This window comes from Agromyces tropicus (genome assembly GCF_039531345.1).
Classification (GTDB): Bacteria; Actinomycetota; Actinomycetes; order Actinomycetales; family Microbacteriaceae; genus Agromyces; species Agromyces tropicus.
On the sequence record NZ_BAAAPW010000002.1, the window covers coordinates 544,482 to 570,122 of the forward strand.

Below are 25,641 nucleotides of genomic sequence, written 5' to 3' on the forward strand. Positions count from 1 at the left end.
GGCTGGGCGAGTCCGCGCCGCAGCACCCCGCCGTCGGCTCGTCAGCCCCTCAGCTGGTCGGCCGCAGGTCGCCCGCGAACGTCGGCGAGTTGAACCACGTGACCGTGCCGTCGGCGATGACGACGACCGGCGTCATGCCGTTGCCCGCGTCGGCCGGGCCGACCCAGCCGCCGGCGACCGGGTCGTCGCCCTGCTCGTAGCCGGCGTCGGCGAGGGCGGCGGTCCACGTCGCCTCGTCGCCCGCGGGCACCTGCGCGACGTCGAGGGTGACGTCGGTCTGCGGCTTGCCCCAGGAGCACACGAGCCCGCCCTCGTCGGCGATGCGCAGCGCGATCGGGTCGAACAGCGTGGCCTGGCGGGGCTCGAGCCCGTCGTCGGCGAGCTTCGCGTACGCATCGGGCGTCATGAGCGTGTCGCACGTGACCGGGATCGTCACGGGCTCGGTCGACTCGGTCGGCTCGGCGGTGGCGTCGGATGTCGCGGGCGGTGTCTCCGAGGCGCTCGACGCGGGCGACGTCGATGCGTCGCAGCCGGTGAGGCCGAGGGCCAGGGCGAGCAGGGCGATGGCGGGCGCGACGGTGCGCCGGAGTGTCGGTCGGGTCATGGGCTCAGGCTAGGCGGCGGCACCGACGCTCGGGCGGACTCCCCACAGGTCGTCGACCGGATGCCGCGCGGCACCTCGAGTGTCCAGAGAACGCCGACGGCGAGCGTTCGATCCCGCATCCTCTGGACGTTCGTGAGCCGTGGGCGCGTGCGGGAGATCAGGCGCGCCGGGCGAGCGCACCGGCGAGTTGGGCCAGTAGGGGTCGCGGGTCGACGCCGGAGCGCACGCGCAGGACCGTCCATCCCGCCGCGGCCAGGGCGTTCAGCCGATCCACGTCACGGGCGAACTGCGCGGTATCCGTCCGGTGGTGATCGCCGTCGTACTCGAGCAGCACGCGCTGTGCGCGGAACACGAGGTCGCCGTGGACCGTCCGGCCGCCGGCAAGCCGGATCCGCCCGTTGCACTCGGGTTCCGGAAGTCCGGCGCGCACGACCGCCAGGCGCAGCAACGACTCGCGACGCGACGCCGAACCGGGGCGCACGTCCTGCCGCGCCGCGTCGCGCGCTCGGGCGCCGCGGCCTCGGCGGTGCCGCTCGATCGCCGCATCGAGCTCCTCAGTCCGGATCATCGGAACGGGCCAACCGAGGAGCGCGTCGCCGGCGGCGATCAGGTCGTCGGGGCGCAGCGTGGTCGCGAGTTGGCACCAGGCGTCCGCCGCGGACACCACGGGAAGGCCGCGGAGGACGAGCCACCGCACCCGTTCCGGTCGGACGCGATGCCCGATCACGCCGTCGACCCGGGGCTCGCGGCCGTTCAGCGCCGTCACGTGCAGCGGTGCGCCCTCGTGCTCGACGGGAATCGGGAGTCCCCACAGGGACGCGGCGGTCATGTGGCTGAAGACCTGTTCGCGTCGCATCCGCCGCGCGAACGCACGGCACTGCTCCTCCAACCCCACGGGTGCGCCGACCATGCGGACGCCGGGATAGGGCGCGGTGAGGTCCGATGCCCGGAGTCGCCCCCGCGTCACGCCGAGGGCATCGGCGGCGTGCACGGTGAACGCCCCGGCGCGGAGGGGTGGGGGCAGCGGTCGGGGTCGCATCGCTCCACCGTGCGTCGGCGCGCCCGCGGGCGCTGCGACGCCGCCGTGAGCGGTGCGCTCCGCGCGCGACCCTCCCGCTGTGGAGGCCGGCTCCCCGAGTCGCTCCCGCCCACCGCATCCCCCCACCCTCGTCCAGCCACCGCATCTCGTCCGCCCGGTCGCTCCAGCCGCCCACCCCGCCACGTCGCCCCGCCCTCGCGGGCCCGAGCGGGCCCGAGCGTCCAATGGATGCCGCCTGTCGGCGCGCCGCCCGACATCCACTGGACACTCGGTGGGGGTGAGGGGGTGAGGGGGTGAGGGGGTGTGGGGTGGCGGGTGCGGGTGCGGGTGCGGGTGCGGGTGCGGGTGCGGGTGCGGGTGCGGGTGCGGGTGCGGGTGTGGGTGAGCGGGGCGGGCGGCCGTGGGCGGAGGGGGCGGAGCGCAGGCGGAATACTGGGAGTGCGCCGAGAGTTGAGTCAAGTGCACTCAAGTTTTCCGGTCTCGACTTGACATCGATTCGGGCGGATCGGACACTTGAGTCGGCGAGGCTCAAGTCTCGTCGATCATTGACTTCGGCCGCGGGCGGGGAACGCCGGGCCGATCGCCGGGGGGCGAGACTCGAGACCTCCTGGCAGAAGGAGATACACACATGTCACGTGCAGTCGGAATCGACCTCGGCACCACCAACTCGGTCGTGAGCGTCCTGGAGGGCGGCGAGCCCGTCGTCATCGCGAACGCCGAGGGCTTCCGGACCACCCCCTCGGTGGTCGCATTCACGAAGGACGGCGAGGTGCTCGTGGGCGAGACCGCGAAGCGCCAGGCCGTGACCAACGTCGACCGCACCATCTCGTCGGTCAAGCGCCACATGGGCACCGACTGGAAGTCGCCCGCGATCGACGGCAAGGAGTACACGCCGCAGGAGATCTCGGCGCGCATCCTCCAGAAGCTCAAGCGCGACGCCGAGCAGTACCTCGGCGACACCGTCACCGACGCGGTCATCACCGTGCCGGCGTACTTCAACGACGCCGAGCGCCAGGCGACGAAGGAGGCCGGCGAGATCGCGGGCCTGAACGTGCTCCGCATCATCAACGAGCCGACGGCGGCCGCGCTCGCGTACGGCCTCGACAAGGGCAAGGAGGACGAGCTCATCCTCGTCTTCGACCTCGGTGGCGGCACGTTCGACGTCTCCCTCCTCGAGGTGGGCAAGGACGACGACTTCTCGACCATCCAGGTCCGCGCGACCGCCGGCGACAACCGCCTCGGCGGCGACGACTGGGACCAGCGGATCGTCGACCACCTCATCAAGCGCTTCAAGGACTCGACGGGCGTCGACGTCTCGAAGGACAAGATCGCCCTCCAGCGCCTGAAGGAGGCCGCGGAGCAGGCCAAGAAGGAGCTCAGCTCCTCGATGAGCACGACCATCCAGCTGCCCTACCTCTCGCTCACCGAGAACGGCCCGGCGAACCTGGACGAGACGATCACGCGCGCGCAGTTCGAGAACATGACCTCGGACCTGCTCGACCGCACCAAGAAGCCCTTCGAGGACGTCATCCGCGAGGCGGGCATCAAGGTGTCCGACATCGCGCACGTGGTCCTCGTCGGCGGCTCGACCCGCATGCCCGCCGTCTCCGAGCTCGTGAAGAAGGAGACCGGCGGCAAGGAGCCCAACAAGGGCGTGAACCCGGACGAGGTCGTCGCCGTCGGCGCCGCCCTGCAGGCCGGCGTCCTCAAGGGCGAGCGCAAGGACGTGCTGCTCATCGACGTCACCCCCCTGAGCCTCGGCATCGAGACCAAGGGCGGCATCATGACCAAGCTCATCGAGCGCAACACGGCCATCCCGACGAAGCGCAGCGAGACCTTCACGACCGCCGACGACAACCAGCCTTCGGTCGCCATCCAGGTCTTCCAGGGCGAGCGCGAGTTCACCCGCGACAACAAGCCGCTCGGCACCTTCGAGCTGACCGGCATCGCGCCGGCCCCGCGCGGCATCCCGCAGATCGAGGTCACCTTCGACATCGACGCGAACGGCATCGTGCACGTGTCCGCGAAGGACAAGGGCACCGGCAAGGAGCAGTCGATGACCATCACCGGCGGCTCGTCGCTGCCGAAGGAGGACATCGAGCGCATGGTCCGCGACGCCGAGGAGCACGCGGCCGAGGACAAGAAGCGCCGCGAGTCCGCCGAGACGCGCAACCAGGCCGAGCAGCTCGCCTACTCGGTCGAGAAGCTCATCAAGGACAACGAGGACAAGCTCCCGGCCGACGTGAAGTCGGAGGTCCAGGGCGACGTCGACGCGCTGAAGTCGGCCCTCGCGGGCGACGACGACGACGCGGTGACGTCTGCGTTCGAGAAGCTCTCGCAGTCGCAGGGCAAGCTCGGCGAGGCGATCTACGCGCAGGGCCAGCAGGCGGATGCCGCCGCCGGCGCGAACCCGGGCGAGGACGCGACCGCGTCCGGCTCCGAGGGCGCCGAGTCCTCCGATGAGGACGTGGTCGACGCCGAGGTCATCGACGACGAGGACGAGAAGAAGTAACCATGACGGACGAGAACCAGAACCACGACGAGCCGATCATCCGGGACAAGCGGCGGATCGACCCCGAGACGGGTGAGGTTCGCGCACCGCAGGGCGAGGGGGCGGACGTCGGGTCCGCCCCAGAGGCCACGGATGCCGCGGCATCCGCACCGTCGGAGGACGCCGTCGCGGAGGCCGACGAGGAGCAGCTCACGGTCGACGACATCCTCAACGCGGCGCAGGCCGAGGTCGAGGACCCGTCGGCCGAGCACCTCGCCGACCTCAAGCGAGTGACCGCCGAGTACGCGAACTACCGCAAGCGCACTGAGGCGAACCGCGAGCTCGAGCGCGAGCGCGCGATGGGCGCCGCGGTGGCGGCGCTGCTGCCGGTGCTCGACGACCTCGACCGTGCCGAGAAGCACGGCGACCTCGAGGGCGACAGCCCGTTCGCGACGATCGCGGCGAAGCTGCGCGCGTCGGTCGGCAAGCTGGGCCTCCTGAAGTTCGGCGAGGTCGGGGAGCCCTTCGACCCGCAGCGCCACGAGGCGATCTTCCAGCAGCACTCCGACGACGTCGAGGTCGACACGATCGCCGACGTCGTCGAGACGGGCTACCTGCTCGGCGGCACGCTCCTGCGCGCCGCCAAGGTCGTCGTCAAGACGCCCGCGTAACGCGCCCGGGTCGGCCCGCGGCATCCGTTCGAGTCCCCCGATGCCGCGGGCCGGCCGCCCACGAACCACTACATTCAGCAGAGAGGAGGCGCCGATGGCCAGCCAGGATTGGTTCGACAAGGACTTCTACGCCACCCTCGGCGTCTCGAAGGACGCGAGCGACGCCGACATCAAGAAGGCGTACCGCAAGCTCGCCCGCAAGTACCACCCCGACCAGAACCCGGGGGATGCCGCGGCCGAGGCGAAGTTCAAGGAGATCAGCGAGGCGAACTCGGTGCTCTCCGACCCCGAGGAGCGCAAGGAGTACGACGCGGTCCGCGCGATGGGCGGCGGGGCGCGCTTCACCGCCCCCGGCGGGGCCGGATCCGGTGGGTTCGAGGACGTCTTCGGCGGCATGTTCGGCCAGCAGGGCGGCACCCGCTACACCTTCCGCCAGGGCGGAGGCGGTGGCGGCGACTACGACGACCTGCTGGGCGGGCTGTTCGGCGGCGGCCGCTTCGGCCAGCCGACGGGCGGGTACCGCGGCTTCGGCGGTCCGACCCGCGGACGTGACGTCACGGCGTCGACGACGCTCGACTTCATCACCGCCACCAAGGGCGACCGCATCACGCTGCAGACCGCCGAGGGCCGCGAGATCACGGTCAACGTGCCCGCCGGCGTGGCCGACGGCCAGAAGATCCGCCTGCGCGGCAAGGGGCACCCCTCGCCCGACGGCGGCGAGCCCGGCGACATCGTGCTCACGGTGTCGGTCCGCAAGCACCCCGTGTTCGAGCGCGACGGACTGAACCTGCGGGTGAACGTGCCGGTCACGTTCGCGGAGGCGGCGCTCGGCGCCACCATCCAGGTGCCGACGCTCGGCGGCGAGCCCGTGAAGCTGCGCGTCGCCCCCGGCACGCCGAGCGGCCGCGTGCTGCGCGTGAAGGGCCGCGGCGTCGAGACGAAGAAGGGCACGGGCGACCTGCTGGCCGTCGTGCAGGTGGCCGTCCCGGCGCACCTGTCGAAGGACGCCGAGGAGAAGCTCCGCGAGTTCGCCGCGCAGCTGCCCGACGAGAATCCGCGCGACGACCTCCTCGCGAAGGCCCGGAGCGCCTGATGCAGGTCGACGGCGAGAGCCCGCTGTTCGTCATCTCGGTCGCCGCCGAGCTGGCGGGCATGCACCCCCAGACGCTCCGCCAGTACGACCGCATGGGCCTCGTCTCGCCCAAGCGCACCGCGGGCAAGTCCCGTCGCTACTCGATGCGCGACGTGGCGCAGCTCCGCGAGATCCAGCAGCTCTCGAGCGAGGGCGTCAGCCTCGAGGGCATCCGCCGCGTGCTCGGCCTCGAGAACGAGGTGAACGAGCTGCGGCAGCGGGTCCGCGAGCTCGAGCGGGCGCTCGCCGACGAGATGCTGAACCGCCCCGGCCGCCGCGTGTTCGCGGCGGGCTCGGAGGGCGAGGTCGTCTCGCTCCGCGCGGGCACGCGGGTGCGGCGCGAGAACGCCGTCGTCGTGTGGCGCCCGCTCGAGCGCGGCTGACGCGCCCCGACCGCGGAGGCGCGCGTTCGGCCGTGAGTCACCGGCCGCGGACTGCGCTCAGGCCGCGCCGATGACGGCCCAGATGACGGCCGTGGCGCCCACGCCGACCGCGATGAGCGCGAGCCCCAGTGCGAAGCGCCGGTCGCGACGGTACTCCCGACGCACGAGCGCCGCGAGGCCGGCCGTGGACGCCGTCGTGACGACGGCGACGAGCCACAGCCAGGCGTCCGAAGCGGGGTCGGCGCCGACGGCGCCGTCGGCGAGGATCCGGAGCCCGCCGCAGACGGCGGCGACCAGCACCCCGAAGATGAAGAGCAGCCCTGCCCAGTCACGGGCGGTGGCGCCGGGTCCGACCGGCTCGACGTCTGGCGTCATGCGGCGATGATCGCACGCGCGACGGTGCGCGTCGAGGGTCCGAGGGTCCCCGGTTCGTTCGCGGGGCTTCCTGGCCGTGCTCGGGCCGCCTCGCGAACGTGGTCGGGCCGTCAGGCCGTCGGACCTGCGCCGTGCGCGACCGGGGCCGGCAGCACCTCGGCGAGCAGCTCCTCGACCCGCCGCCGGATCTCGTCGCGGACCCGGCGGACGCCGTCGAGGTCGAGCTCGGCGGGGTCGTCGAGTCGCCAGTCGAGGTACCGCTTGCCGGGATACACGGGGCACGCGTCGCCGCAGCCCATCGTGATCACGGCGTCGGCGGCCCGCACGACGTCGTCGGTCAGCGGCTTCGGGAACTCCTCGCCCAGGTCGACGCCCTGCTCGGCCATGACGGCGACGACCGACGGGAGGATGCCGCTGCCCGGCTCGGACCCGGCCGACCGCACGTGCACGCGGCCCGCGCCGAGCTCGCGGGCGAGGGCGGCTGCCATCTGCGAGCGGCCGGAGTTCTGCACGCAGACGAACAGGACCTCGGGCACCGGCTTCGGGATCGCGCCCTTCGACTGCGCGAGCGCGGTGAGTCGCTCATTCGCGAACCTGGCGGCCAGGCTCGGCAGGTGCACGGAGACCTTCGCGGTGCGCGCGAGTGCGGCGTAGGACTCGAACACGGTCCGCTCGACGGTCTCGGCGTTCACGATGCCGTCGTAGTGGGCCGCGAGTCGCTCGGCGCCGCGGTGGAGGACCGCGTGCGGGTCGTCGAGGGCGAGCTGCCCGTCGCGGGTGCTCACGCTCGGGCCCTCTCGGGCAGCAGCTCGCCGAGCAGTCCCTCGACCCGGCGGCGGATCTCGTCGCGGATGGGCCGGACCGCGTCGATGCCCTGCCCGGCGGGGTCGTCGAGCTCCCAGTCCTCGTAGCGCTTGCCGGGGAAGACCGGGCAGGCGTCGCCGCAGCCCATCGTGATCACGACGTCCGAGTCCTCGACGGCCTCGGTGGTGAGCACCTTGGGCGTGTTGCCGGCGATGTCGACGCCCTCCTCGGCCATGGCCTGCACCGCGACCGGGTTGATCTCGTCCTTCGGCGCCGATCCGGCCGACAGGACCTCGACGCGGTCGCCGCCGAGTTCGCGCAGCCAGCCGGCGGCCATCTGCGACCGTCCGGCGTTGTGGACGCAGACGAACAGGACGGTGGGCTTCTCGGACACGGGGAACCTCGATTCGCTGGGGTGGGTCTGAAGAAAGCATAGATCAGCATCTATGCGATGTCGAGGTCAGAGCGACGCGAGGAGGTCGCGCACGCGCGCGTCGATCTCGTCGCGGATGCCGCGGACCACGTCGGACGGACGGCCGACCGGATCGTCGAGCTCCCAGTCCAGGTACCGGATGCCGGGGTACACCGGGCACGCATCGCCGCAGCCCATGGTCACGACGACGTCGGCCGCCCGGACGACCTCGTCGGTCAGCGGCTTCGGGAACTCGCCGCCCACGGGCACGCCGATCTCGTCGAGCGCGGCGACGATGGCCGGGCTCACCTCGGCCGCCGGCTCGGAGCCCGCCGTCCGCACGTGTACGCGGTCGCCGCCGAGTTGCCGGAGGATGGCGGAGGCCATCTGCGAGCGGCCGGAGTTCTGCACGCAGACGAACAGCACCTCGGAGGGCGTGCCGCCGCCGTCGGCGCGCTGCGCGGCGAGGGCCGCGAGGCGCTCGGCCGCGAATCCGGCCGCCCGCGAGGCGAGCCGGGCCGAACCCGCGGCGTGGCCGGCGACGAGGTCGAGGCTCTCGCGGACGTAGCGGGCCACCGTCTCGCGGCCGAACGTGCCCGCGAAGCGGAGTGCCAGGTCGTCGACGATGCGGGTGACGACGTCCTCGGCCGGAGCGGTCGCGACGGACGGCGTGCCGAGCAGGTCGCGCACCCGATCGACCTCGCCCGGCGCCACCGAGTACCAGGCGCGACGACCCTCGGGGATCCGCTCGAGCACGCCGTGGTCGAGCAGGAGCCTCGCGTGGTGCGAGACGGTCGGCTGACGGAGGCCGAGCTCGGCCGCGAGGCCCGTCACGGTCGCCCGGCCCGCGGGGCTCGCGAGGATGAGCGCGAGCATGCGGGCGCGCGTCGGCTCGGCGATCAGCGAGAGGCCGCCGGCCGCGGCATCCGCCCCGCCCGTCTCCATAGATGCGAGTCTATGGGACGGTGCCGGCACGGACGCCGTGGCCCCGCCCGACAGGCCGACGGGCCCCGAGGTGGCGACCGACCCTCCGTGTCAGGCGATCGGGTGCGCCCGGCGCTCGATCAGCACCGTGTCGCGCCAGTAGACCGAGTGCTCGATGACCCCGCGGTACGCGCGCCGCGCGGAGACCGGCACGGCCGCCGCCCAGCCGAGCACGAGGTCGCCCTCGACCGCGACGAGCCGGGGCCGTTCGACCCGCGTCGCGTCGAACGTGGTCCAGTCGGGCGGCTCCGGTTCGAAGGTCGCGTCCCCCGTCGCGATCCCCTGGCGGAAGACCTCGGCCACCCCGGGCCAGTCGGCATCGACGAGGCCCCGGATGCTCACCCGCAGCATCCGTCGGCCACGGAGGCCGAGGCGGCGGCGGGCGCCGGTCCGCGTTCGACGCCGGCGCTGCCGCACGCGGCGGCGCCGCCGTCGGGATCGGCGGTCGCGAGCCCCGTCGAGCACACGCCGGTCGCGGGCAGCTCGAGCCGCACGTCCGCCGCCGCGGCGAGGTCCCCGGCGAGCCAGGCGGCGATCGACCGCACCTGCTCGTATCCCGTCGCGAGCAGGAACGTCGGCGCTCGGCCGTAGCTCTTCATGCCCACGATGAAGAACCCGTCCTCCGGCTGGCGCAGCTCGGCGAAGCCGTGCGGCTCGACCGTGCCGCACGTGTGCACGTTGGGGTCGATCAGCGGGGCGAGCCTCCGGGGCGCCTCGACGACGTCGTCGAGCTCGAGCCGGATCTCGCGGAGCAGGTCGAGGTCGGGCCGGAAGCCCGTCGCGTTGACGATCACGTCGGCGTCGTGCTCGACGAGCTCGCCGGCCCGCGCCCCGACCACCCGGACGGCGCCGTCGTCGGCGCGGCCGAGCCGAACGATCTCGAAGCGGTCCAGGACCTCGATCCGGCCGGCGGCGACGAGGTCGTCGACGCGCCGCCCGATGGTCGCGCGTGCCGCGAGGCCGTCGTCCTCCGAGGTCGTCACGCGGACCGCCGTGGCGTTGCGGATCGCCCACGTGATCCGCGTGCCCGGCTCCTCGCGTGCGAGCGCCGCGAGGTGCAGGAGCGTGTTCGCCGCCGAGTGGCCGGCGCCCACGACGAGCGCGCGGCGCCCGGCGAACCGATCGCGGTCTCGACCGCGGACGTCGGGCAGGGCGTGCGTCACGTCGCCGGCGACCTCGTCGAACCCGAGTGGGTCGAGGCCGCTCGAGCCGAGGTGGTTGGGCGTCCGCCACGTCCCGGACGCGTCGATGACGGCGCGCGCGGTGAGGTCCTCGAGGCCGTCGGCGGTGCGCACGCGGACGAGGAACGGGGTCGCGGCGCGCGCGGCGGTCCGCGTGCGGTCCTTGCCCTGCCGGGTCACCGCAACGACCTCGGCGCCCGTCCGGATGCGCGAGGCGAGCGGTTCGAGCGCGGCGAGCGGGGCGACGTAGCGTTCGACCAGCTCGGCGCCGGTCGGCAGGCGGTCCTCGTCGGGACGGGTCCAGCCGGATGCCTCGAGCAGCCGTCGGGCGGCGGGGTCGACGAGCAGGCGCCACGGCGAGAACAGGCGGATGTGGCCCCAGTCGCGCACGCTCGAGGCGACCTCGTCGCCCGCCTCGAGCACCGTCACGTCGATGCCGCGCTCGAGCAGGTGCGCCGCCGCGGCGAGGCCGGTCGGGCCGGCGCCGATGATCGCCACCGGCAGGGACGTCAGCGCGTCGGCCCGGTCGGCGGTGCGGATGGGATGGACGAGCGTCATGGCGGGCCTCTCGGATATCGATGATCTTCGATGCACAGCATCGCCCTTACATCGAAGTTTGTCAATATATGGGCTACGATGGGGACCATGACGACGATGCTCGACCTCACGCCCACCCCCGGCGCGGTCTGCTGCAGCCCGCTCGTCACCGAGGCGATGGATGTCGGCCGAGCCGACGAGCTCGCGAGCCGCTTCAAGGCGCTCGCCGACCCCACGCGGCTCCGGCTGCTCTCGATCGTGGCCGCCGCCGACGGCCAGGGCGCGTGCGTGTGCGACCTCGTCGAACCCGTCGGGCTCAGCCAGCCGACCGTGTCGCACCACTTGAAGATCCTCGCGAACGCGGGCCTCGTCACCCGCAGCAAGCGCGGCACCTGGGCGTACTACGCCCTCGTGCCCGGCGCGCTCGACGACCTCGCGGCGCTGCTCGCCGAGGTGCCCGCCGACGCGACCCGCTGAGGCCGCACGCCGCTCAGCGGCCCCAGGCCGACGCCGCTCAGCGGCCCCAGGCCGACGCCGGTGCCGCGACGACCGGGACCGGCGCCGTCGACCACCAGGAGCCGTAGCCGTAGTGGCTCGACGCCCACGGCGAGGCCCAGATCGCCTGCGCCGTGACGGCGGCCGACGTGCCGGCCTCGAGGCCGGCCACGATGTCCGCGTAGAACGACCGCTTCTGCAGGTTCGACGCCGCGTACTCGGCCGCGGTCACGAGCGTGTCGTAGCTGCCCAGCCCGCTGCCGCCGCCGGAACCGTACCCGTTGTTCAACGGGTTGTTGCGGTTCCACCAGTTGTCGGGGCCGTTCTCCTCCCGCATCCACTCGACCATGAGCCGGACGTTCTCGTCCGTCAGCGGCCAGCCGCCCGAGACGAGCACCAGCTTCGCCCAGTCGTAGTTCGTGCCGGAGCTCACGAGCGTCTCCGGTCCGGTCGCGCTCGCGTAGCTCTCGCGCGAGACGGCCGCCGGGGCGACGTCGCCGTCGACCCGGATCTCCTGCACGTCGCCGACGAAGGGCGACAGGCTCGTGGCCGACGCCTCGGCCACCGGCGAGTCCGCCCGTGGCAGCGGCGCCAGCGCGAGCGTGGCCAGCATCCCGGCGACGGCCGCGGTCGCGGCGAGCGCGGCGCCCGCGCGGTGACGGCGGCGGGCGGGACGCGTCGCGGACCGACGGCCGGTCGGAGCGGCTCGGCGACCGGAGGGCGCAGACGACGAACGCCGCGTGGTCGAGTCCCTCGCCGCGCGGCGCTCCCCCTGGTGCCCCGCCATGTCGTGCATTCGGGGGCCGAGGGTAGCAAACCGGTCTGGGCGCCGCATCCGCCGAGCCCTATGGTGAACGGAGGGGCCGGGCCCGCGTCGGCGGGTGCGGCGGCGCAGGGGGCACGCCCGTGCGCAGGGGGGAGTCGTGATGACCGAGCCGGCCGACGACCCGGCGGCCCAGCCGATGCCGGCGCCGACGCCCGGGCAGCTCGCCCTCCTCACGATCCCCGCGGCGCTCGTGGGCATCGCCTCCGCCCTCATGCTCAGGGCGCTCGACCTCATCGCCTCGACCGTCGAGCAGTTCGTGTGGACCGCCCTCCCCGGTGCCCTCGGCGTGCCCTCGGACGGCTGGTGGATCGTGGTGGTGCTCACCGCGACCGGCCTCTTCGTGGGCCTCGCGCTGCAGTTCCTGCCGGGCCACGGCGGCCCGGACTCGGCCACGACCGAGCTCGTCTCGGAACCGCTTCCGCTGCGCACCCTCCCCGGGCTGCTCCTCGTCACGGCGCTCAGCCTCGCCGGAGGCGTCAGCCTCGGCCCCGAGAACCCGATCATCGCGGTCAACGTGGCGATCGCGGTCGCGGCGCTCGGGCGGTTCATGCCCCGGATCGGTCCGCGGCTCGCGATGCTCATGGCCGGCGCCGGCACCATCGGCGCGCTGTTCGGCTCGCCGGTCGCCGCGGCGCTGCTGTTCACCGGCATCCTCGCCGCCGTCCGCGGCGGCGGCGCCCTCTGGGACAAGCTGTTCCTGCCGCTCGCCTCGGCCACGGCCGCGGCGCTGACGATGCACCTCCTCGGTGCCCCGCCCCTGCAGTTCAGCATCCCGCCGGAGGACCTCGAGCCCATCGACCTCCTCTGGGGCGTCCTGATCGCGGTCGCGGCGGTCGTGCTCGGGCTCATCGCGACGTTCCTGTTCCCGCTCGTCCACCGCGCCTTCCACGGACTGCGGCAGCCCGTGCTCATCGCGACGGCCGGCGGCCTCGTGCTCGGCCTCCTCGGCATGCTCGGCGGACCGATCACCCTGTTCAAGGGCCTCGAGCAGATGGGCGAGCTCCTTCAGGACCCCGACCAGTACGACGCCGGCCAACTCGCCCTCATCGTGGTCGTCAAGGTCGCCGCGCTGCTCGTCGCCGCGAGCGCCGCCTTCCGCGGCGGACGCGTCTTCCCCGCGGCGTTCGTCGGCGTCGCGTTCGGCATGCTCGCCCACGCGATCATCCCCGACGTGCCGCTCGCGCTCGCCGTGGCGTGCGGGCTGCTCGGCCTGCTGCTCGTGGTGACGAGGGACGGCTGGCTCGCGCTGTTCCTCGCGATCGCCGTCTCCGGCGACATCAGCCTGCTCGCCTGGCTCTGCGCCATCGTGCTGCCCGCCTGGCTGCTGGTCTCCAAGGCGCCCGAGTTCCGGATCATCCCGCCCGCAACGTCCGCGGCCGGAGCGCCGGGAGCCGATCCGGCGGCCGCGGCGGACGCCCGCCCCGAGCCGCGAGAGGAGCACGAGGAGCGAGAGGAGCGCGGATAGGGTTCCGAGGTGGACTTCGACGCGCTCCGACGGCGGCCGGACCTCGAGGCGCCCGGCCTCGCCGCAGCGGATGCCGCGGACCGGCTCATCCTCGACGAGGCGGCCGACCCGCTCGCCGCCCTCCGCGACGAACCGGGCAGCGTCGTCGTCATCGACGACGCCTACGGCGCGCTCGCGCTCGGTGCCGTCGACGCGGGGGCGCGCGGCGTGCGGGTGCACCAGGACCCGATCACGGGCGAGCGCGCGCTCGCCGAGAACGCCGCCCGTCTCGGCGTCCCCGAGCGCGACCGCCCGCGCAGCAGCCCCCTCTCGCCGGAGCTCGTCACCGGAGCCCGCCTCGTGCTCCTCCGCCTGCCGCGCTCGCTCGATCGCCTGGACGAGGTCGCCGGGCTCGTCGCGCGCCATGCGGACCCCGACGTGCGGGTCGTGGCCGGCGGCCGGATCAAGCACATGTCGCTCGCCATGAACGAGGTGCTCGGCGCCTGGTTCGAGCGCGTCGACGTCACCCACGCGCGACAGAAGTCGCGGGCCCTCGTCGCGTCGCGGCCCCGGGCCGAGCGCGCGCCCGCCGCGCCGTCCTGGCCGCGAGCGCGCCGCGACGACGGGCTCGGACTCGTCGTGGTCGCGCACGGCGGGGTGTTCGCGGGCACCGCCGTCGACATCGGCACGCGGTTCCTCCTCGGCGTGCTCGGCGGGGCGGTGCCGGACGCGCCGACCGCCGTCGACCTCGCGTGCGGCTCGGGCGTGGTCGCGACCTGGCTGGCGCGCGAGCGCCCGGGTTTGGTGGTGCACGCCTCGGACCGGAGCGCCGCGGCCGCGGCATCCGCCCCGCTCACCGCCGACGCGAACGGCGTCACGGACCGGGTGCGCGTCGCCCGCGCCGACGGACTCGAGCACCTGGCCGACGCGAGCGAGCGGCTCGTCGTGCTGAATCCGCCGTTCCACTCCGACGCCGCGGTGCACACGGGCATCGCCTCGCACCTGTTCGCCGAATCGGCCCGAGTGCTCGCCGACGGCGGCGAGCTCTGGTGCGTCTGGAACTCGCATCTCCGCTACCGTCCGCTGCTCGAGCGGATCGTCGGTCCGACGCGGCAGGTGGCGCGCAATCCGAAGTTCACGGTGACGGCGTCGGTGCGACGGCACGGGGCCCCGTCGGGTCGCCCGTGACGCGCTCGCCGGGTGACATGCCGTGAACTGGGGCATGCGCTCCGCGCCCGGACGTGCCACCCTCGAAGGGTGACCACCACGGCCGCAACGAGCCGTCGTCGTCTCCCGACGGGGACGGTCACGTTCCTGTTCACGGATGTCGAGGGATCGACCCGGTTGGTGCAGGCTGCCGCCGACCGCTGGCCGGCACTGCTGGAGGCGCACGACCGGCTGCTCCGCGAGGCGATCACGGGCAGCGGCGGGGTCGTGGTCAAGACGGAGGGCGACGGCTTCTTCGCCGCGTTCGGGTCCGCCGTCGCCGCGGTGGCCGCCGCGACCGCGATCCAGCGGGCCCTCATCGCGCACCATTGGCCGGAGGGGTTCGCCCCGAAGGTGCGGATCGGCGTGCACACGGGCCTCGGCCTCCTCGGCGGCGACGACTACGTCGGCATCGACGTCCACCGCGCCGCCCGGATCACGGCCGCAGCCCACGGCGGGCAGGTCGTGCTCAGCGAGCCCACGGTCGCGCTCGTCGAACGCGACCTCCCGGACGGCGTCGCGCTGCGCGACCTCGGCCGCCATCGCCTGAAGGACCTCTCGCAGGCGGAGAGCATCTACCAGCTCGACATCGACGGACTCGAGACGGAGTTCCCCGAGCTGCGCACGCTCGACGCGGTGCCGAACAACCTGCCGCTCCAGGTCACCAGCTTCGTCGGACGGCGCGCCGAGAGCGCGCGGGTGCGCGAACTGCTCGAGACGTCGCGCGTGGTCACCGTCACCGGGACGGGCGGCACCGGGAAGACCCGGCTGGCGCTGCAGGTCGGCGCCGAGATCGGCGGCCGCTTCCGCGACGGGGTGTTCTTCGTCGACCTCGCGCCGGTGCACGACGCCGACCTCGTGCCGTCGCAGGTCCTCCGCGCGCTCGGCGACTCGTCGTCACCGGGCAACCGCACGCCGCGCGACGCGCTCCTCGAGCGGATCGCCGAGCGCGAGGTGCTGCTCATCCTCGACAACTTCGAGCAGGTGATCGCCGCGGCGCCCGTCGTCGCGGACCTCGTCGCGGCGTCGCCGCGCTCGCGCTTCCTCGTGACCTCGCGCGGCCCGCTCCGCATCGCCGCCGAGCACGAGCTGCCGCTGGAGCCGATGCTGCTCCCGGATGCGCCCGACCCGGCGTCGCTCGAGGGCTCCGATGCGGTCGCGCTCTTCATCGACCGGGCGGTCGCGGTGCGACCCGACTTCCGGGTGACCGACGACAACGCCGCCGCCGTCTCCGAGCTGGTCCGGGGCCTGGACGGCCTGCCGCTCGCGATCGAGCTCGTCGCCTCGCGCGTGCGACTGCTGCCGGTGCCCGAGATCCTCGCCCGGCTCGACTACGCGAGCCCGGGCACGGGAGCCGTCGACCTCCCCGAACGCCAGCGCACCATCGAGGGCGCGATCGCGTGGAGCCACGACCTGCTCGATGCGCCCGTGCAGGCGCTCTTCGCGCGACTGGGCGTGTTCGCGGGCGGCGCCGACCTCGAGCAGATCGAGGCGGTCTGCGGCGACGTGGGCGTCGACATCCTCAGCGGCCTCGCCGAACTCGTCGACCAGGGCCTGCTCCGGCAGGTCGCCGCGCCCGGCGGGCGCGCCCGGTTCCGCACCCTCCACGTGATCCGCGAGGTCGCGCTCGTGAAGCTCGAGGCGAGCGGAACGAGCACCGAGGTGCACCGCCGTCACCTCGAGGCGTACGTCGCGTGGGCCGACGAGCTCGTGCCGCACTTCATGGGCGAGGACCGCAAGGTCTGGCTCGACCGGTTCGACGTCGACCACGACAACGTCCGAACGGCGCTCGACTGGGCGGCCGTGCACGGCGAGACCGACCTCGCGCTGCGGCTCGCCGCGTCGTCGTGGCGGTTCTGGCAGTCCCGCGGCCACCTGCAGGAGGGCAAGAGCCGGCTCCAGACCGTGGTCTCGCTCGCCGGCGGCGAGCCCGCATCGCGCGCGGCGGCGCTCGAGGCGCTGGGCGGCGTGTACTGGTGGCAGGGCGAGATCGACCGCTGCGTCGCGCCGTACCGGGAGGCCCTGGCGATCCAGCGCGAGCTCGGCGATCCCGCGGCCATCGCGAACGCGATCTACAACGCGGCGATCGGCGAGGCCGTCGCAGCCAACCGCACCGGGGACCCTGACGAGGGCCCCCCGCCCGACGTCGTGAAGGGCGAGGTGTACGCCCTGTTCGACGAGGGCGAGGCGATCTACCGTCGGCTCGGCGACGAGAACGGCCTCGGCAACATCGTCTGGGGTCGCGGCATCGCCGTCTCGGACCTCGACGACGACGTGCAGCGGGCCCTGGACCTCTTCCACGAGAGCATCGACCACTACCGCCGCGCCGGCAACGAGTTCGGCATGGGCTGGGGCATGTTCGAGGTCGCGATCTTCTCGGCGCGGCTCGACGACATCGACACGTCCTCCGACTACCTCGTGCAGGGGCTCGAGCTCTTCGCCCGCCATCACGACGTCTCGGCGATCGTGCTGTTCCTCGCGCTCGCGTCCGCCCTCGCGAACCTGTCGGCCGACGAGGAGCGCGGCGCGCGGCTCGCCGGCGCCGCACGCGGCCTGCGGAACGCGTCCGGCACCAACATCGTCGACCACGAGATCACGCGCATCAGGGGGCTCGCGCTCGACGAGCTCGACCCGTCTCGACTGGACCTGCAGCCGCTGTATCGCGAGGGCATGTCGATGGGCCTCGAGGAGGCCGTCGCCTATGCACTGGGCCGCGACGTGAGCGACGTCCCGGGCCTCTGAGGCCCCGTCGGTCGGGCCGACTGGGGACGTGCGAGCGCGCCGCGAAGGTGTCAGGCTGGGAGGGTGACGTCCACCATCGAGCAGCTCGACGCCGACCTCGTCGCCGACGAGGCCGTGCGGCCCGACCTGCCCTGGCAGACGATCGTGTGGGACGACCCCGTGAACCTCATGACCTACGTCACCTACGTGTTCCGCAGCTACTTCGGCTACCCGCGCGAGGAGGCCGAGCGGCTCATGCTGCAGGTCCACCACGAGGGGCGCGCGGTCGTGGCCTCCGGCAACCGCGAGGCCATGGAGCGGCACGTCCAGGCCATGCACGGCTACGGCCTCCAGGCCACCGTCTCGAAGGTCGAGCCGTGATCGTCGCCGGACGCGAGGGCGGCGCGGACGGCGTGCGCATCGTGCTGGAGACCGAGGAGGCGATGCTGCTCTCCGAGCTCGCCGACCAGGTGGATTCCGTGCTGCTGCTCGGCGGCGACGACGACCCGGCGCTCGGCCGGCTCTTCCCGTCGGCCTACCCCGAGGACCAGGCCGCCGCCCGCGACTTCACCCGGTACACGCGCGACAGCCTCGTCGACGGCAAGCGGCAGGCCGCCCAGTCGGTGCGCGACGCGACCGCGACCGACCGCGGGGCCGGGGTGGTCGAGATCGAGCTCGACCAGTCGCAGGCATGGGGCTGGCTCACCTTCCTCACCGACCTCCGGCTGATCCTCGCGGAGCGCGTCGGCGTGACCGACCCCGACGAGGCCGAGCCGGCCGACGACGAGCGCGACGACTACCTGCGCGCCGCGTACGAATGGGCCGGGATCGTGCAGGGATCGATGCTCGAGGTGCTCGACCCGATCGGCCGGTAGGGGCCGAAGGTCCCGCCCGCCCGCCGTCCATCAGGAGGACGATGCGGCTGGGAGCGCGTCCACGGAGGTCGCGCGGGACGGAAGGGGACGCGGATGTCCGACGCGAACGTCACCGGATGGGTCGGCTGGGGGTGGTTCGCCGGGGTGATGCTGATCCTCGTGGGCGTGATCGACGCCATCCGGGGGTTCATCGCGATCCTGCTCCCCGACAACACCTACTTCCTGAAGCCGTCGAGCGGTCAGCTGCTGATCCTCGACGCGGCCGGCTGGGGCTGGGTGCACCTGCTCGTCGGCGCGGGCCTCGTGATCGTCGGCATCGCGCTGCTCGGCGGCGCCGCATGGGCGCAGGTCATCGCGATCGTGCTCGCCGCGTTCAGCGCGCTCGCGAACCTCATGGTGCTCCCGCTGCAGCCGTGGTGGTCCGCGATCGTGATCGCGGTCGACGTGCTCGTCATCTACGCGCTCACCGTGCACGGCAAGGAGCTCGCCAGGGCGAGGTGATCATCGTGCGGCGGGGCGGGTGGCGACATCCGCCCCGCCCGCGTGCGCGGCCGATGCGCCGACGCGCGCTCACTAGGGTGGCGGCATGACCGACCTCCTCGACTGGACGGGCAGCCTCGACCCGTGGGACGTCGTCTTCGCCGTCGCGTCGGTGCTCGCCGCGTGGATCGCCTCGCGGTTCGCACGGCGCGGCGTCCGCGCGCTGCTGGCGCGCCTCACCGGGGTCCCGCCGGCGATGGCCGACGGCATCGTCAGCGCCTCCGGCGCGTTCGTGATCCTCCTCGGCGTCGGGGTGGGGCTCGCGTTCCTCGGCGCCCCGCTGCAGCCGCTCATCGCGCTCGTGCTCATCCTCGGCGCCATCGTGGTGCTGGTCCTGCGCGGGATCGCCGACAACTTCTCCGCGGGCATCGTGCTGCAGACCCGGCATCCGGTGCAGCCCGGCGACCACGTCACGTCGTCCGGCTACGAGGGCACCATCGAGGCGCTCACGAGCCGCGCGGTCGTCGTCCGCACGTACGACGGCCGCGCCGTCCACATCCCGAACGCGGAGTTCCTGAACTCGCCGTTCGCGAACGTCAGCGCCTTCGGCGCCTCGCGCAGCGAGCTCGAGGTGCGGATGCCGCTGGCCTCGCCGGACGCGACCGAGGAACTCGCCGCACTGGCCGCGGCGGCCGGCCGGGCCGACGGCGTGCGGACCGCGCCGGCCGACCGAGCGCCCACCGCGTTCGCCGTGACGACCGGTGCGGGGCGGCTCACGGCGCGCCTGCTCGTCTGGCACGATCCCGGCTCGAGCCGGAGCGCGTGCTCCGCGGTCGTCCGGGAGCTCGGGGACGCGCTCGGCGGGCGCGGCGAGCTGCTGGTGACGTCGGTGCTGCCGGACTCGGTCGTGCAGGCCGACCGCCGCTGACACCGCATGCTCCCGGCCGGCGCGGCCGGGCGGCGCGCCGGGCGGACCCGGACGGGGTCCTCGACCCGGCTGCGCCGGACTGGCAGTCTGGTGCCGCGGGACCCGGCGCCCGCGCCGGCGGACGGCGCGACGGGACCGCGGAGCGGAGGAGCGATGTCCCAGCCGTCCTCGATCGCGCGGATCCTGCGGGAGCCCACGCGCACGACCGAGTCGACCGAGTCGTCCGCCCTCATCGTCGCGGCGGTCGTCTTCGTGGTGGCCGCGCCCCTGGGCCTCCTGGTCTTCTGGGGGCGCGACCTGGCGATCTCGGGCCCCGACTCGCTCGGCATGTCCATCGCGCTCGGGTCCGCCGTCATCGCCCTGCTCGCGTTCGTCGCCGGGCGCCTGCTGCTGCGCCGGCGGTTCGGCCCGGCGCCGGACGACCCGGCCGTCGAGGACGCCGCGGCCGCGCGCAGCGCCACCGGCCCGCGGGGCGCGGAGGCGCCGAGGCTGCACTGGTTCGACGTGATCGCCCTGTCCGCGGCGCACGGCGTGATCGCGATGCTCGGCTGGGTGGCGCTGGCCGACGTGCTCGACGAGAGCTTCGTCGACGCGCCGGTGTACCCGCTGCCCGCTGCGCTCCTGTTCGGCGTGGCCCTCGCGCTGACCGCCTACGTGTGCTTCCTCTCCGCGGTCCGGATGACGCCGATGCTCCTGTCGATCGTGCTGGCCGTGTTCCTCGTGTTCGGCGTCCTCACCGCGATGCTCAGCTCCGTGGACCCGCACTGGTGGCAGATGAACCTCAGTGCGCTCGGCATGACCGACGACATCTCGGCCCTCGCGTTCAACCTCACGCTCGTCATCGCCGGCGCGATCGTCACGATCGTGGCGAGGTACGCGACCGCGGGCCTGCCGGCCACCACGGAGAAGGACCGCCGCGGTCGGGACTTCGTCCGGTACGGGCTCGTGCTCATCGGCATCCTGCTCGCGTGCGTGGGGATCTTCCCGGTCGACGAGTTCTTCGCGGTGCACAACACGGTCGCCACTGGCATGGCGGTGGTCTACGCCGTCATCGTGATCGGCCTGCCGCGCTTCCTGCCCTCGATGCCCCGCGTCTTCGTGATCCTCGGCTGGGTCTACGTCGGCGTGATCGTCGTGCTGGCGATCTTCTTCGCGACGGGCTACTACAACCTCACCGCGGTCGAACTGGTCGCCGGGCTGCTCATCTTCAGCTGGATCATCCTGTTCCTCCGCAACAGCGGTTCCGTCGGGGCCCGGCGCGTGGTCGCCGTGACCGCCTGATCCCGCCGCGGACGCGACGAGGGGCCGGGCACCCGACGGTGCCCGGCCCCTCGTGTCGTCGGCGTCAGGAGCCCGAGAGGGCCTTGGCCTTCAGGGCCTCGTACTCCTGGTCGTTGATGGTGCCGGCCTCGTGCAGCGCCTTGGCCTTGGCGATCTCGTCGGAGGGGCTCGCGGCGCCCGCGGTCTGCCGGATGTAGGCGTCGGTCGCGGCCTGCGCGTCCGCGGCGGCGGAGGCGGAACGCTCCGCCATGCCGGCGCCCCGCGCGATGAGGTACACGAGCGCGGTGAGGAACGGGACGAAGATCAGGAACAGGATCCAGACCGCCTTCCACCAGCCGTTGAGCTGGTGGTCGCGGAACAGGTCGCCGATGATCGCGAACAGCGCGAACAGGTAGGCGATGAAGGCGAAGCTCCAGAAGAAGATCCAGACGAAGTTCCAGAAGTTGCTCGCGAAGTCCACGGGGGTGAGCCTTTCCATCCGATGAGCGGGGAGGCCGGAGAGCACCCCCGAGCGTCACCCTAGCGCCGAGGGCGTGTCGAGCGGGAGGACCTTCGGCATCCCGGCGCGCCGCCGAGCACGGTGGAATCGGGTCTGGCGCTCGGTCGTGGGCGCCCATAGTGTTCTCAGCAGGGGGGAACGATGGCTGCATTCGAATACGGTCCGGTCGACGTCTACGTCGTGAGCTTCGAGGGGGATCGCCTCGACCCGGGCACGACCGCAGCGCTCGGCGAGCTCATGGTCGGCGACGAGATCCGGCTGCTGGACCTGCTGATCGTGTCGCGCGACGGCGACGGCGAGGTGACGGTCCGCGAGTACGAGGAGTTCCGCGACGAGGCGGGGTTCGCCGTCGTGGAGCTCGAGGCCTCGGGGATCATCGGCGACGAGGACATCGACGAACTCGCGGAGAGCATCCCGCCGGGCACGTCCGGCGCCATCATGGCGATCGAGCTGCTGTGGGCGAAGCAGATCGCCTCGGCGTTCAACGCGGCCGGCGGCGAGGTGCTCCAGGTCGAGCGCATCCCCGCGACGGTCGTCAACGAGGTGCTCGCCGAGGCGAGCGACGAGGGATAGGGGGCAGGCAGATGCCGATCCGGAGGATGGGACGCCCGGGCCTGATCGGGATGGCGGCGCGCACCGCCGTCGTCGCCGGCACCGCGACCGCGGTCAGCGGCCGAGTCGCCCGGCGCCAGCAGAACCGGTACGCCGACCAGCAGGCCGAGCAGGACGCCGCGGCCCAGCAGCAGTGGGAGGCGGAGCAGTACCAGGCGCAGCAGGCCGCCGCGCAGCAGGCGGCGATGCAGCAGGCCGCGCCGCCGCCGCCGCCCGCGGCGCCCGCGGCCGGCGGGGTCGACGTCGTCGCCGAACTGCAGAAGCTGGCGACGCTGAAGGAGCAGGGCATCCTCTCCGACGCGGAGTTCGCGGCCGCCAAGGCCAAGCTGCTCGGCTGACGGGAACGGGATGTCGGAGTCGGGCACGCGTCACCCCGAGCGGTGGAAGCGCGCGTCCGAGATCGTCGGCGTCTTCCTGCTCTCCGTCGTCGCCGTGCTGACGGCGTGGTGCGGGTTCCAGGCGTCCAAGTGGGGCGGCGAGATGTCGATCGCCTTCAGCCAGGCGTCGAGCGCGCGCATCCAGGCGGCGAACGCCGAGGGCGAGGCGCGCTCCGCGCGGACGTTCGACCTCACCATCTACTCGGCCTACGTGCAGGCCGTGGGATCGGGCGACGACGAGCTCGCCGAGTACATCCGGGACCGCTTCACGCCCGAGTTCGACGTCGCGTTCGAGGCGTGGGTGGCCGACGGCATGGTCGAGGCCGGGCCGTTCGGACGTGAGGAGTACGTGCCGGCGGGCACGGTCGAGGCCGAGGAGCTCACGGCCCGCGCCGACGCGAAGTTCGCCGAGGCGCTCGAGAACAACCAGCGCGGCGACAACTACTCGCTGCTGACCGTGCTGTTCGCGCTCGTGCTGTTCCTGACCGCGATGTCGCAGCGCGACATCGCGCCATGGGTCGGCCGCGTGCTGCTCGGCCTCGCGCTGGTCATCACGGGCGTCGGGGCCGTGATCATGGCCACCTTCCCGATCCGCATCTGACCGCACTCGAGGACGAGGAGGACCGACATGGGCAGCGCCATCGGCGACACCCTGCCGCTCGCGGTGGGCATCGCCATCAGCCCGATCCCGATCATCGCGGCGATCCTGATGCTGCTCTCGCCGAAGGCGAGGGCGACCAGCGTCGGCTTCCTCGTCGGCTGGGTGCTCGGCATCGCCGTCGCGGCGACGGTGTTCACGCTGCTCTCCTCCGCGCTGCCCGAGGGCGACGAGGATGCCTCGAAGCCGGTCACCGCCGTCATGCGGCTGGTGCTCGGCGCCGGCCTGCTGCTGCTCTCGCTGCGGCAGTGGCGGAGCCGGCCGGCGCCGGGGGTGGAGCCGCCGCTGCCGAAGTGGATGGCGGGCATCGACGCGATGACCGCGGGTCGCGCCTTCGGGCTCGGGTTCCTGCTCGCGGCCGTGAACCCGAAGAACCTGCTGCTCGGTGCGGGCGCCGGGCTCGCGATCGGCGCCGCCGGGCTCGCCGTCGGCGAGTCGGCGATCGTGCTGCTCGTCTTCACGCTGGTCGCCGCGGCATCCGTCGCCGTGCCGGTGATCGCCTACCTCGTCGCGTCCGAGCGGATGGCGGCCCCGCTCGAGCGGCTGCGCGCGTGGCTCGTGCACAACAACGCGACCGTCATGGCCGTGCTGCTGCTCGTCATCGGCGTCGTGCTGATCGGCAAGGGCATCGGGAACTTCTAGCGGCGCCGCCGCGGGGCCGCCGGACACCAGGGGAGGACCACATGGACCAGAACGAGGCGACGGAGACGATCCGCGCCCAGCAGCGCGAGCTCGCCGGGCGGCTCCCGTTCGACGACACCGCCGACTTCGAGGACGCCGACCGGGGTTACCTCGGCACGCTCGAATCCCCGCAGGTGCAGGGCGCCGACGGGACGGTGGTCTGGGACGCCGCCGAGTTCGACTTCGTCGAGGGGGACGCGCCCGACACCGTCAACCCGAGCCTCTGGCGGCAGTCGCGGCTCGTGTCGAAGCACGGGCTCTACGAGATCGGCGACGGTATCTACCAGGCCCGCGGCATCGACCTCTCGAACGTCAGCTTCGTCGAGGGCGACACCGGCGTGATCGTCATCGACCCGCTCATCTCGAAGGAGACCGCCTCGGCGGCGATGGAGCTCTACCGCGCGCACCGGGGCGACCGCCCGGTCGTCGCCGTGATCTTCACCCACAGCCACATCGACCACTTCGGCGGCGTGCTCGGCATCGTCGACCCCGAGCAGGTCGGTCCCGGCGGCGTGCAGGTCATCGCCCCCGTCGGCATCGTCGGCGAGGCCGTGGCCGAGAACGTCTACGCGGGGACGGCGATGAGCCGACGGGCCGGCTACATGTACGGCGCCGCGCTCGAACGCGGCCCGCGCGGCGCCGTCGGCGCCGGCCTCGGGCAGTCGACCTCGACGGGCCATCCCGGCATCGTGGTGCCGACGCTCGAGATCCGCAGCACCGGCGAGACGCACGTCGTCGACGGCGTCGAGATCGAGTTCCAGATGGCGCCCGGCACCGAGGCGCCGGCCGAGATGCACTTCCTGTTCCCGCAGAAGCGGGCGCTCTGCATGGCCGAGAACGCGACCCACACGCTGCACAACCTGCTCACGCTGCGCGGCGCGCTCGTCCGCGATCCGCACGTCTGGTCACGGTACCTCACGGAGGCGATCGAGCGGTTCGGCGACCGGGTCGACGTCGTGTTCGCCTCGCACCACTGGCCGACCTGGGGCGCCGACCGGATCCGCGAGTACCTCGGGCTGCAGCGCGACCTGTACGCCTACCTCCACGACCAGACCCTGCGGATGCTGAACCAGGGGATGACGGGTGCCGAGATCGCCGAGGCGATCGAGCTCCCGCCGGCCCTCGAGAACGCCTGGCACGCGCGCGGGTACTACGGGTCCGTGAGCCACAACGTGAAGGCGATCTCCCAGCGCTACCTGGGCTGGTTCGACGGCAACCCCGCGCGGCTCTGGCCGCACCCGCCGCAGCCGCTCGCCGAACGGTACGTCGCCGCGATCGGCGGCATCGACCGCGTCGTCGAGCTCGCCCGGCAGGCGTACGACGAGGGCGACTTCCGGTGGGCGGCGACCCTGCTCGACCACGCCGTGTTCGCCGACCGCGACCACGCCGCCGCGCGCGCACTGTACGCGGACACGCTCGAGCAGCTCGCCTACGGCGCCGAGAACGGCACCTGGCGCAACTTCTTCCTCTCCGGCGCCACCGAGCTCCGCGGCGAGAACTTCGGCACGCCCACCGCGACGGCGGCGCCCGAGATCCTCGCCCAGCTGACGCCCGAGCAGCTGCTCGACTCGGTCGCCATCTCGATCGACGGGCCGGGCGCGTGGGACCTCGAGCTCGCGTTCGACCTCACGCTCGACGACCTCGGCCGCTCGTACCGCGTGACGCTGCGCAACGGGGTCTTCGTGTACGTGGCGAAGCCGGCGGACCCCGACACCGCGCAGATGACCCTCACCCTGAGCAAGCCGCGCCTCCTCGCCCTGGTCGCCGGCGACCGGGAGAACCCGGGGATCGCGATCGACGGCGACGCCGGCGTGCTCGACCGGCTCCTCTCGGTGCTGCAGCGGGGCGACCCGTCCTTCGACATCGTGCTGCCGTGAGCGAGGGAGGGAGCGCGACGCCGACGGCAGGTGACGTGGGTGCGGGGTCGCGTCCCGTCCCCTCGGGT

28 protein-coding genes are annotated in these 25,641 nt (G+C 73.3%); 18 read left to right on the plus strand and 10 right to left on the minus strand.

Annotated elements, in window-relative coordinates; all coding sequences use genetic code 11:
* Window positions 1-49: 49 nt before the first annotated feature.
* Both ABD230_RS08325 and ABD230_RS08330 read right to left on the minus strand, forming a co-directional pair.
* Entirely contained in the window at window positions 50-604 is a 555-nt protein-coding gene (locus ABD230_RS08325) for a hypothetical protein (RefSeq protein WP_344371646.1), read from the minus strand.
* 157 nt (window positions 605-761) lie between these two features.
* Window positions 762-1,643: a DUF559 domain-containing protein gene (locus tag ABD230_RS08330; RefSeq protein WP_344371648.1), complete on the minus strand. Its 882-nt coding sequence runs from the start codon at window positions 1,641-1,643 to the stop codon at window positions 762-764.
* Window positions 1,644-2,271: 628 nt separating this feature from the next.
* Between ABD230_RS08330 and dnaK the strand changes: the two genes are divergently transcribed.
* The 4 genes from dnaK to ABD230_RS08350 all read left to right on the plus strand — a co-directional run bounded on the left by dnaK (window position 2,272) and on the right by ABD230_RS08350 (window position 6,320).
* Entirely contained in the window at window positions 2,272-4,155 is a 1,884-nt protein-coding gene (gene dnaK, locus ABD230_RS08335; protein WP_344371651.1) for a molecular chaperone DnaK, read from the plus strand.
* Window positions 4,156-4,157: 2 nt separating this feature from the next.
* A complete protein-coding gene (locus tag ABD230_RS08340) occupies window positions 4,158-4,805 on the plus strand; it encodes a nucleotide exchange factor GrpE (RefSeq protein WP_344371655.1) in 648 nt (215 codons plus the stop codon).
* A 94-nt stretch (window positions 4,806-4,899) separates the two neighbouring features.
* Window positions 4,900-5,898, plus strand: a complete 999-nt coding sequence (locus ABD230_RS08345; RefSeq protein ID WP_344371659.1) for a DnaJ C-terminal domain-containing protein — start codon at window positions 4,900-4,902, stop codon at window positions 5,896-5,898.
* On the plus strand, window positions 5,898-6,320 hold the full coding sequence (locus ABD230_RS08350) for a heat shock protein transcriptional repressor HspR (protein ID WP_344371663.1): 423 nt from the start codon (window positions 5,898-5,900) through the stop codon (window positions 6,318-6,320). The genes ABD230_RS08345 and ABD230_RS08350 overlap by 1 nt, the downstream gene beginning before the upstream one ends.
* A gap of 57 nt (window positions 6,321-6,377) precedes the next feature.
* Here the strand turns inward: ABD230_RS08350 and ABD230_RS08355 are convergent, their stop codons facing one another.
* The 6 genes from ABD230_RS08355 to ABD230_RS08380 all read right to left on the minus strand — a co-directional run bounded on the left by ABD230_RS08355 (window position 6,378) and on the right by ABD230_RS08380 (window position 10,634).
* A complete protein-coding gene (locus ABD230_RS08355) occupies window positions 6,378-6,695 on the minus strand; it encodes a hypothetical protein (protein WP_344371666.1) in 318 nt (105 codons plus the stop codon).
* Between the two features lie 110 nt (window positions 6,696-6,805).
* Entirely contained in the window at window positions 6,806-7,480 is a 675-nt protein-coding gene (locus ABD230_RS08360) for an arsenate reductase ArsC (RefSeq protein WP_344371668.1), read from the minus strand.
* A complete protein-coding gene (locus ABD230_RS08365; protein ID WP_344371670.1) occupies window positions 7,477-7,893 on the minus strand; it encodes an arsenate reductase ArsC in 417 nt (138 codons plus the stop codon). Before ABD230_RS08365 ends, ABD230_RS08360 begins: the two co-directional genes overlap by 4 nt.
* Window positions 7,894-7,959: 66 nt before the next feature.
* Window positions 7,960-8,856 carry a metalloregulator ArsR/SmtB family transcription factor gene (locus ABD230_RS08370; RefSeq protein ID WP_344371673.1) on the minus strand — a complete coding sequence of 299 codons (897 nt, stop codon included), beginning with the start codon at window positions 8,854-8,856 and terminating at the stop codon, window positions 7,960-7,962.
* Between the two features lie 90 nt (window positions 8,857-8,946).
* On the minus strand, window positions 8,947-9,237 hold the full coding sequence (locus ABD230_RS08375) for a GNAT family N-acetyltransferase (RefSeq protein WP_344371676.1): 291 nt from the start codon (window positions 9,235-9,237) through the stop codon (window positions 8,947-8,949).
* Complete coding sequence (locus tag ABD230_RS08380) at window positions 9,234-10,634, minus strand: FAD-dependent oxidoreductase (protein ID WP_344371679.1); 1,401 nt, start codon at window positions 10,632-10,634, stop codon at window positions 9,234-9,236. The genes ABD230_RS08375 and ABD230_RS08380 overlap by 4 nt, the downstream gene beginning before the upstream one ends.
* Before the next feature lie 87 nt (window positions 10,635-10,721).
* Between ABD230_RS08380 and ABD230_RS08385 the strand changes: the two genes are divergently transcribed.
* Window positions 10,722-11,090: an ArsR/SmtB family transcription factor gene (locus ABD230_RS08385; protein ID WP_344371684.1), complete on the plus strand. Its 369-nt coding sequence runs from the start codon at window positions 10,722-10,724 to the stop codon at window positions 11,088-11,090.
* 37 nt (window positions 11,091-11,127) lie between these two features.
* Here the strand turns inward: ABD230_RS08385 and ABD230_RS08390 are convergent, their stop codons facing one another.
* Window positions 11,128-11,721: a hypothetical protein gene (locus ABD230_RS08390; protein WP_344371687.1), complete on the minus strand. Its 594-nt coding sequence runs from the start codon at window positions 11,719-11,721 to the stop codon at window positions 11,128-11,130.
* Window positions 11,722-12,034: 313 nt separating this feature from the next.
* Here ABD230_RS08390 and ABD230_RS08395 point away from each other — a divergent pair, with 313 nt between their 5' ends.
* From ABD230_RS08395 to ABD230_RS08430, 8 genes are all read left to right on the plus strand, one after another.
* Entirely contained in the window at window positions 12,035-13,399 is a 1,365-nt protein-coding gene (locus ABD230_RS08395; protein WP_344373272.1) for an ion channel protein, read from the plus strand.
* 9 nt (window positions 13,400-13,408) lie between these two features.
* Window positions 13,409-14,566, plus strand: a complete 1,158-nt coding sequence (locus ABD230_RS08400) for a class I SAM-dependent methyltransferase (RefSeq protein ID WP_344371689.1) — start codon at window positions 13,409-13,411, stop codon at window positions 14,564-14,566.
* Window positions 14,567-14,635: 69 nt separating this feature from the next.
* Entirely contained in the window at window positions 14,636-17,326 is a 2,691-nt protein-coding gene (locus tag ABD230_RS08405) for an adenylate/guanylate cyclase domain-containing protein (protein WP_344371692.1), read from the plus strand.
* Window positions 17,327-17,389: 63 nt separating this feature from the next.
* Window positions 17,390-17,686 carry an ATP-dependent Clp protease adapter ClpS gene (gene clpS / locus ABD230_RS08410; RefSeq protein ID WP_425546206.1) on the plus strand — a complete coding sequence of 99 codons (297 nt, stop codon included), beginning with the start codon at window positions 17,390-17,392 and terminating at the stop codon, window positions 17,684-17,686.
* A complete protein-coding gene (locus ABD230_RS08415) occupies window positions 17,683-18,180 on the plus strand; it encodes a DUF2017 family protein (protein ID WP_344371694.1) in 498 nt (165 codons plus the stop codon). The genes clpS and ABD230_RS08415 overlap by 4 nt, the downstream gene beginning before the upstream one ends.
* 93 nt (window positions 18,181-18,273) lie before the next feature.
* The gene (locus ABD230_RS08420) at window positions 18,274-18,681 is read left to right on the plus strand and encodes a DUF7144 family membrane protein (RefSeq protein ID WP_344371696.1); all 408 of its coding nucleotides are present in this window, start codon (window positions 18,274-18,276) and stop codon (window positions 18,679-18,681) included.
* An 85-nt stretch (window positions 18,682-18,766) separates the two neighbouring features.
* The gene (locus ABD230_RS08425; RefSeq protein WP_344371702.1) at window positions 18,767-19,588 is read left to right on the plus strand and encodes a mechanosensitive ion channel family protein; all 822 of its coding nucleotides are present in this window, start codon (window positions 18,767-18,769) and stop codon (window positions 19,586-19,588) included.
* 153 nt (window positions 19,589-19,741) lie between these two features.
* Complete coding sequence (locus ABD230_RS08430) at window positions 19,742-20,869, plus strand: hypothetical protein (RefSeq protein WP_344371704.1); 1,128 nt, start codon at window positions 19,742-19,744, stop codon at window positions 20,867-20,869.
* Between the two features lie 64 nt (window positions 20,870-20,933).
* Here ABD230_RS08430 and ABD230_RS08435 read toward each other — a convergent pair whose 3' ends face one another.
* Window positions 20,934-21,329 (minus strand): SHOCT domain-containing protein, encoded by a 396-nt coding sequence (locus ABD230_RS08435; RefSeq protein ID WP_344371706.1) that lies wholly within the window; start codon window positions 21,327-21,329, stop codon window positions 20,934-20,936.
* A gap of 180 nt (window positions 21,330-21,509) precedes the next feature.
* Here ABD230_RS08435 and ABD230_RS08440 point away from each other — a divergent pair, with 180 nt between their 5' ends.
* From ABD230_RS08440 to ABD230_RS08460, 5 genes are read left to right on the plus strand one after another with little or no spacing between them, the layout of a single operon-like run.
* Window positions 21,510-21,941, plus strand: a complete 432-nt coding sequence (locus tag ABD230_RS08440; protein WP_344371708.1) for a DUF6325 family protein — start codon at window positions 21,510-21,512, stop codon at window positions 21,939-21,941.
* An 11-nt stretch (window positions 21,942-21,952) separates the two neighbouring features.
* A complete protein-coding gene (locus ABD230_RS08445; RefSeq protein ID WP_344371710.1) occupies window positions 21,953-22,318 on the plus strand; it encodes an SHOCT domain-containing protein in 366 nt (121 codons plus the stop codon).
* A 10-nt stretch (window positions 22,319-22,328) separates the two neighbouring features.
* The gene (locus ABD230_RS08450) at window positions 22,329-22,958 is read left to right on the plus strand and encodes a hypothetical protein (RefSeq protein ID WP_344371712.1); all 630 of its coding nucleotides are present in this window, start codon (window positions 22,329-22,331) and stop codon (window positions 22,956-22,958) included.
* Window positions 22,959-22,985: 27 nt separating this feature from the next.
* Entirely contained in the window at window positions 22,986-23,657 is a 672-nt protein-coding gene (locus ABD230_RS08455; RefSeq protein ID WP_344371715.1) for a GAP family protein, read from the plus strand.
* A 41-nt stretch (window positions 23,658-23,698) separates the two neighbouring features.
* The gene (locus ABD230_RS08460; RefSeq protein ID WP_344371716.1) at window positions 23,699-25,573 is read left to right on the plus strand and encodes an alkyl/aryl-sulfatase; all 1,875 of its coding nucleotides are present in this window, start codon (window positions 23,699-23,701) and stop codon (window positions 25,571-25,573) included.
* Window positions 25,574-25,641: the final 68 nt, after the last annotated feature.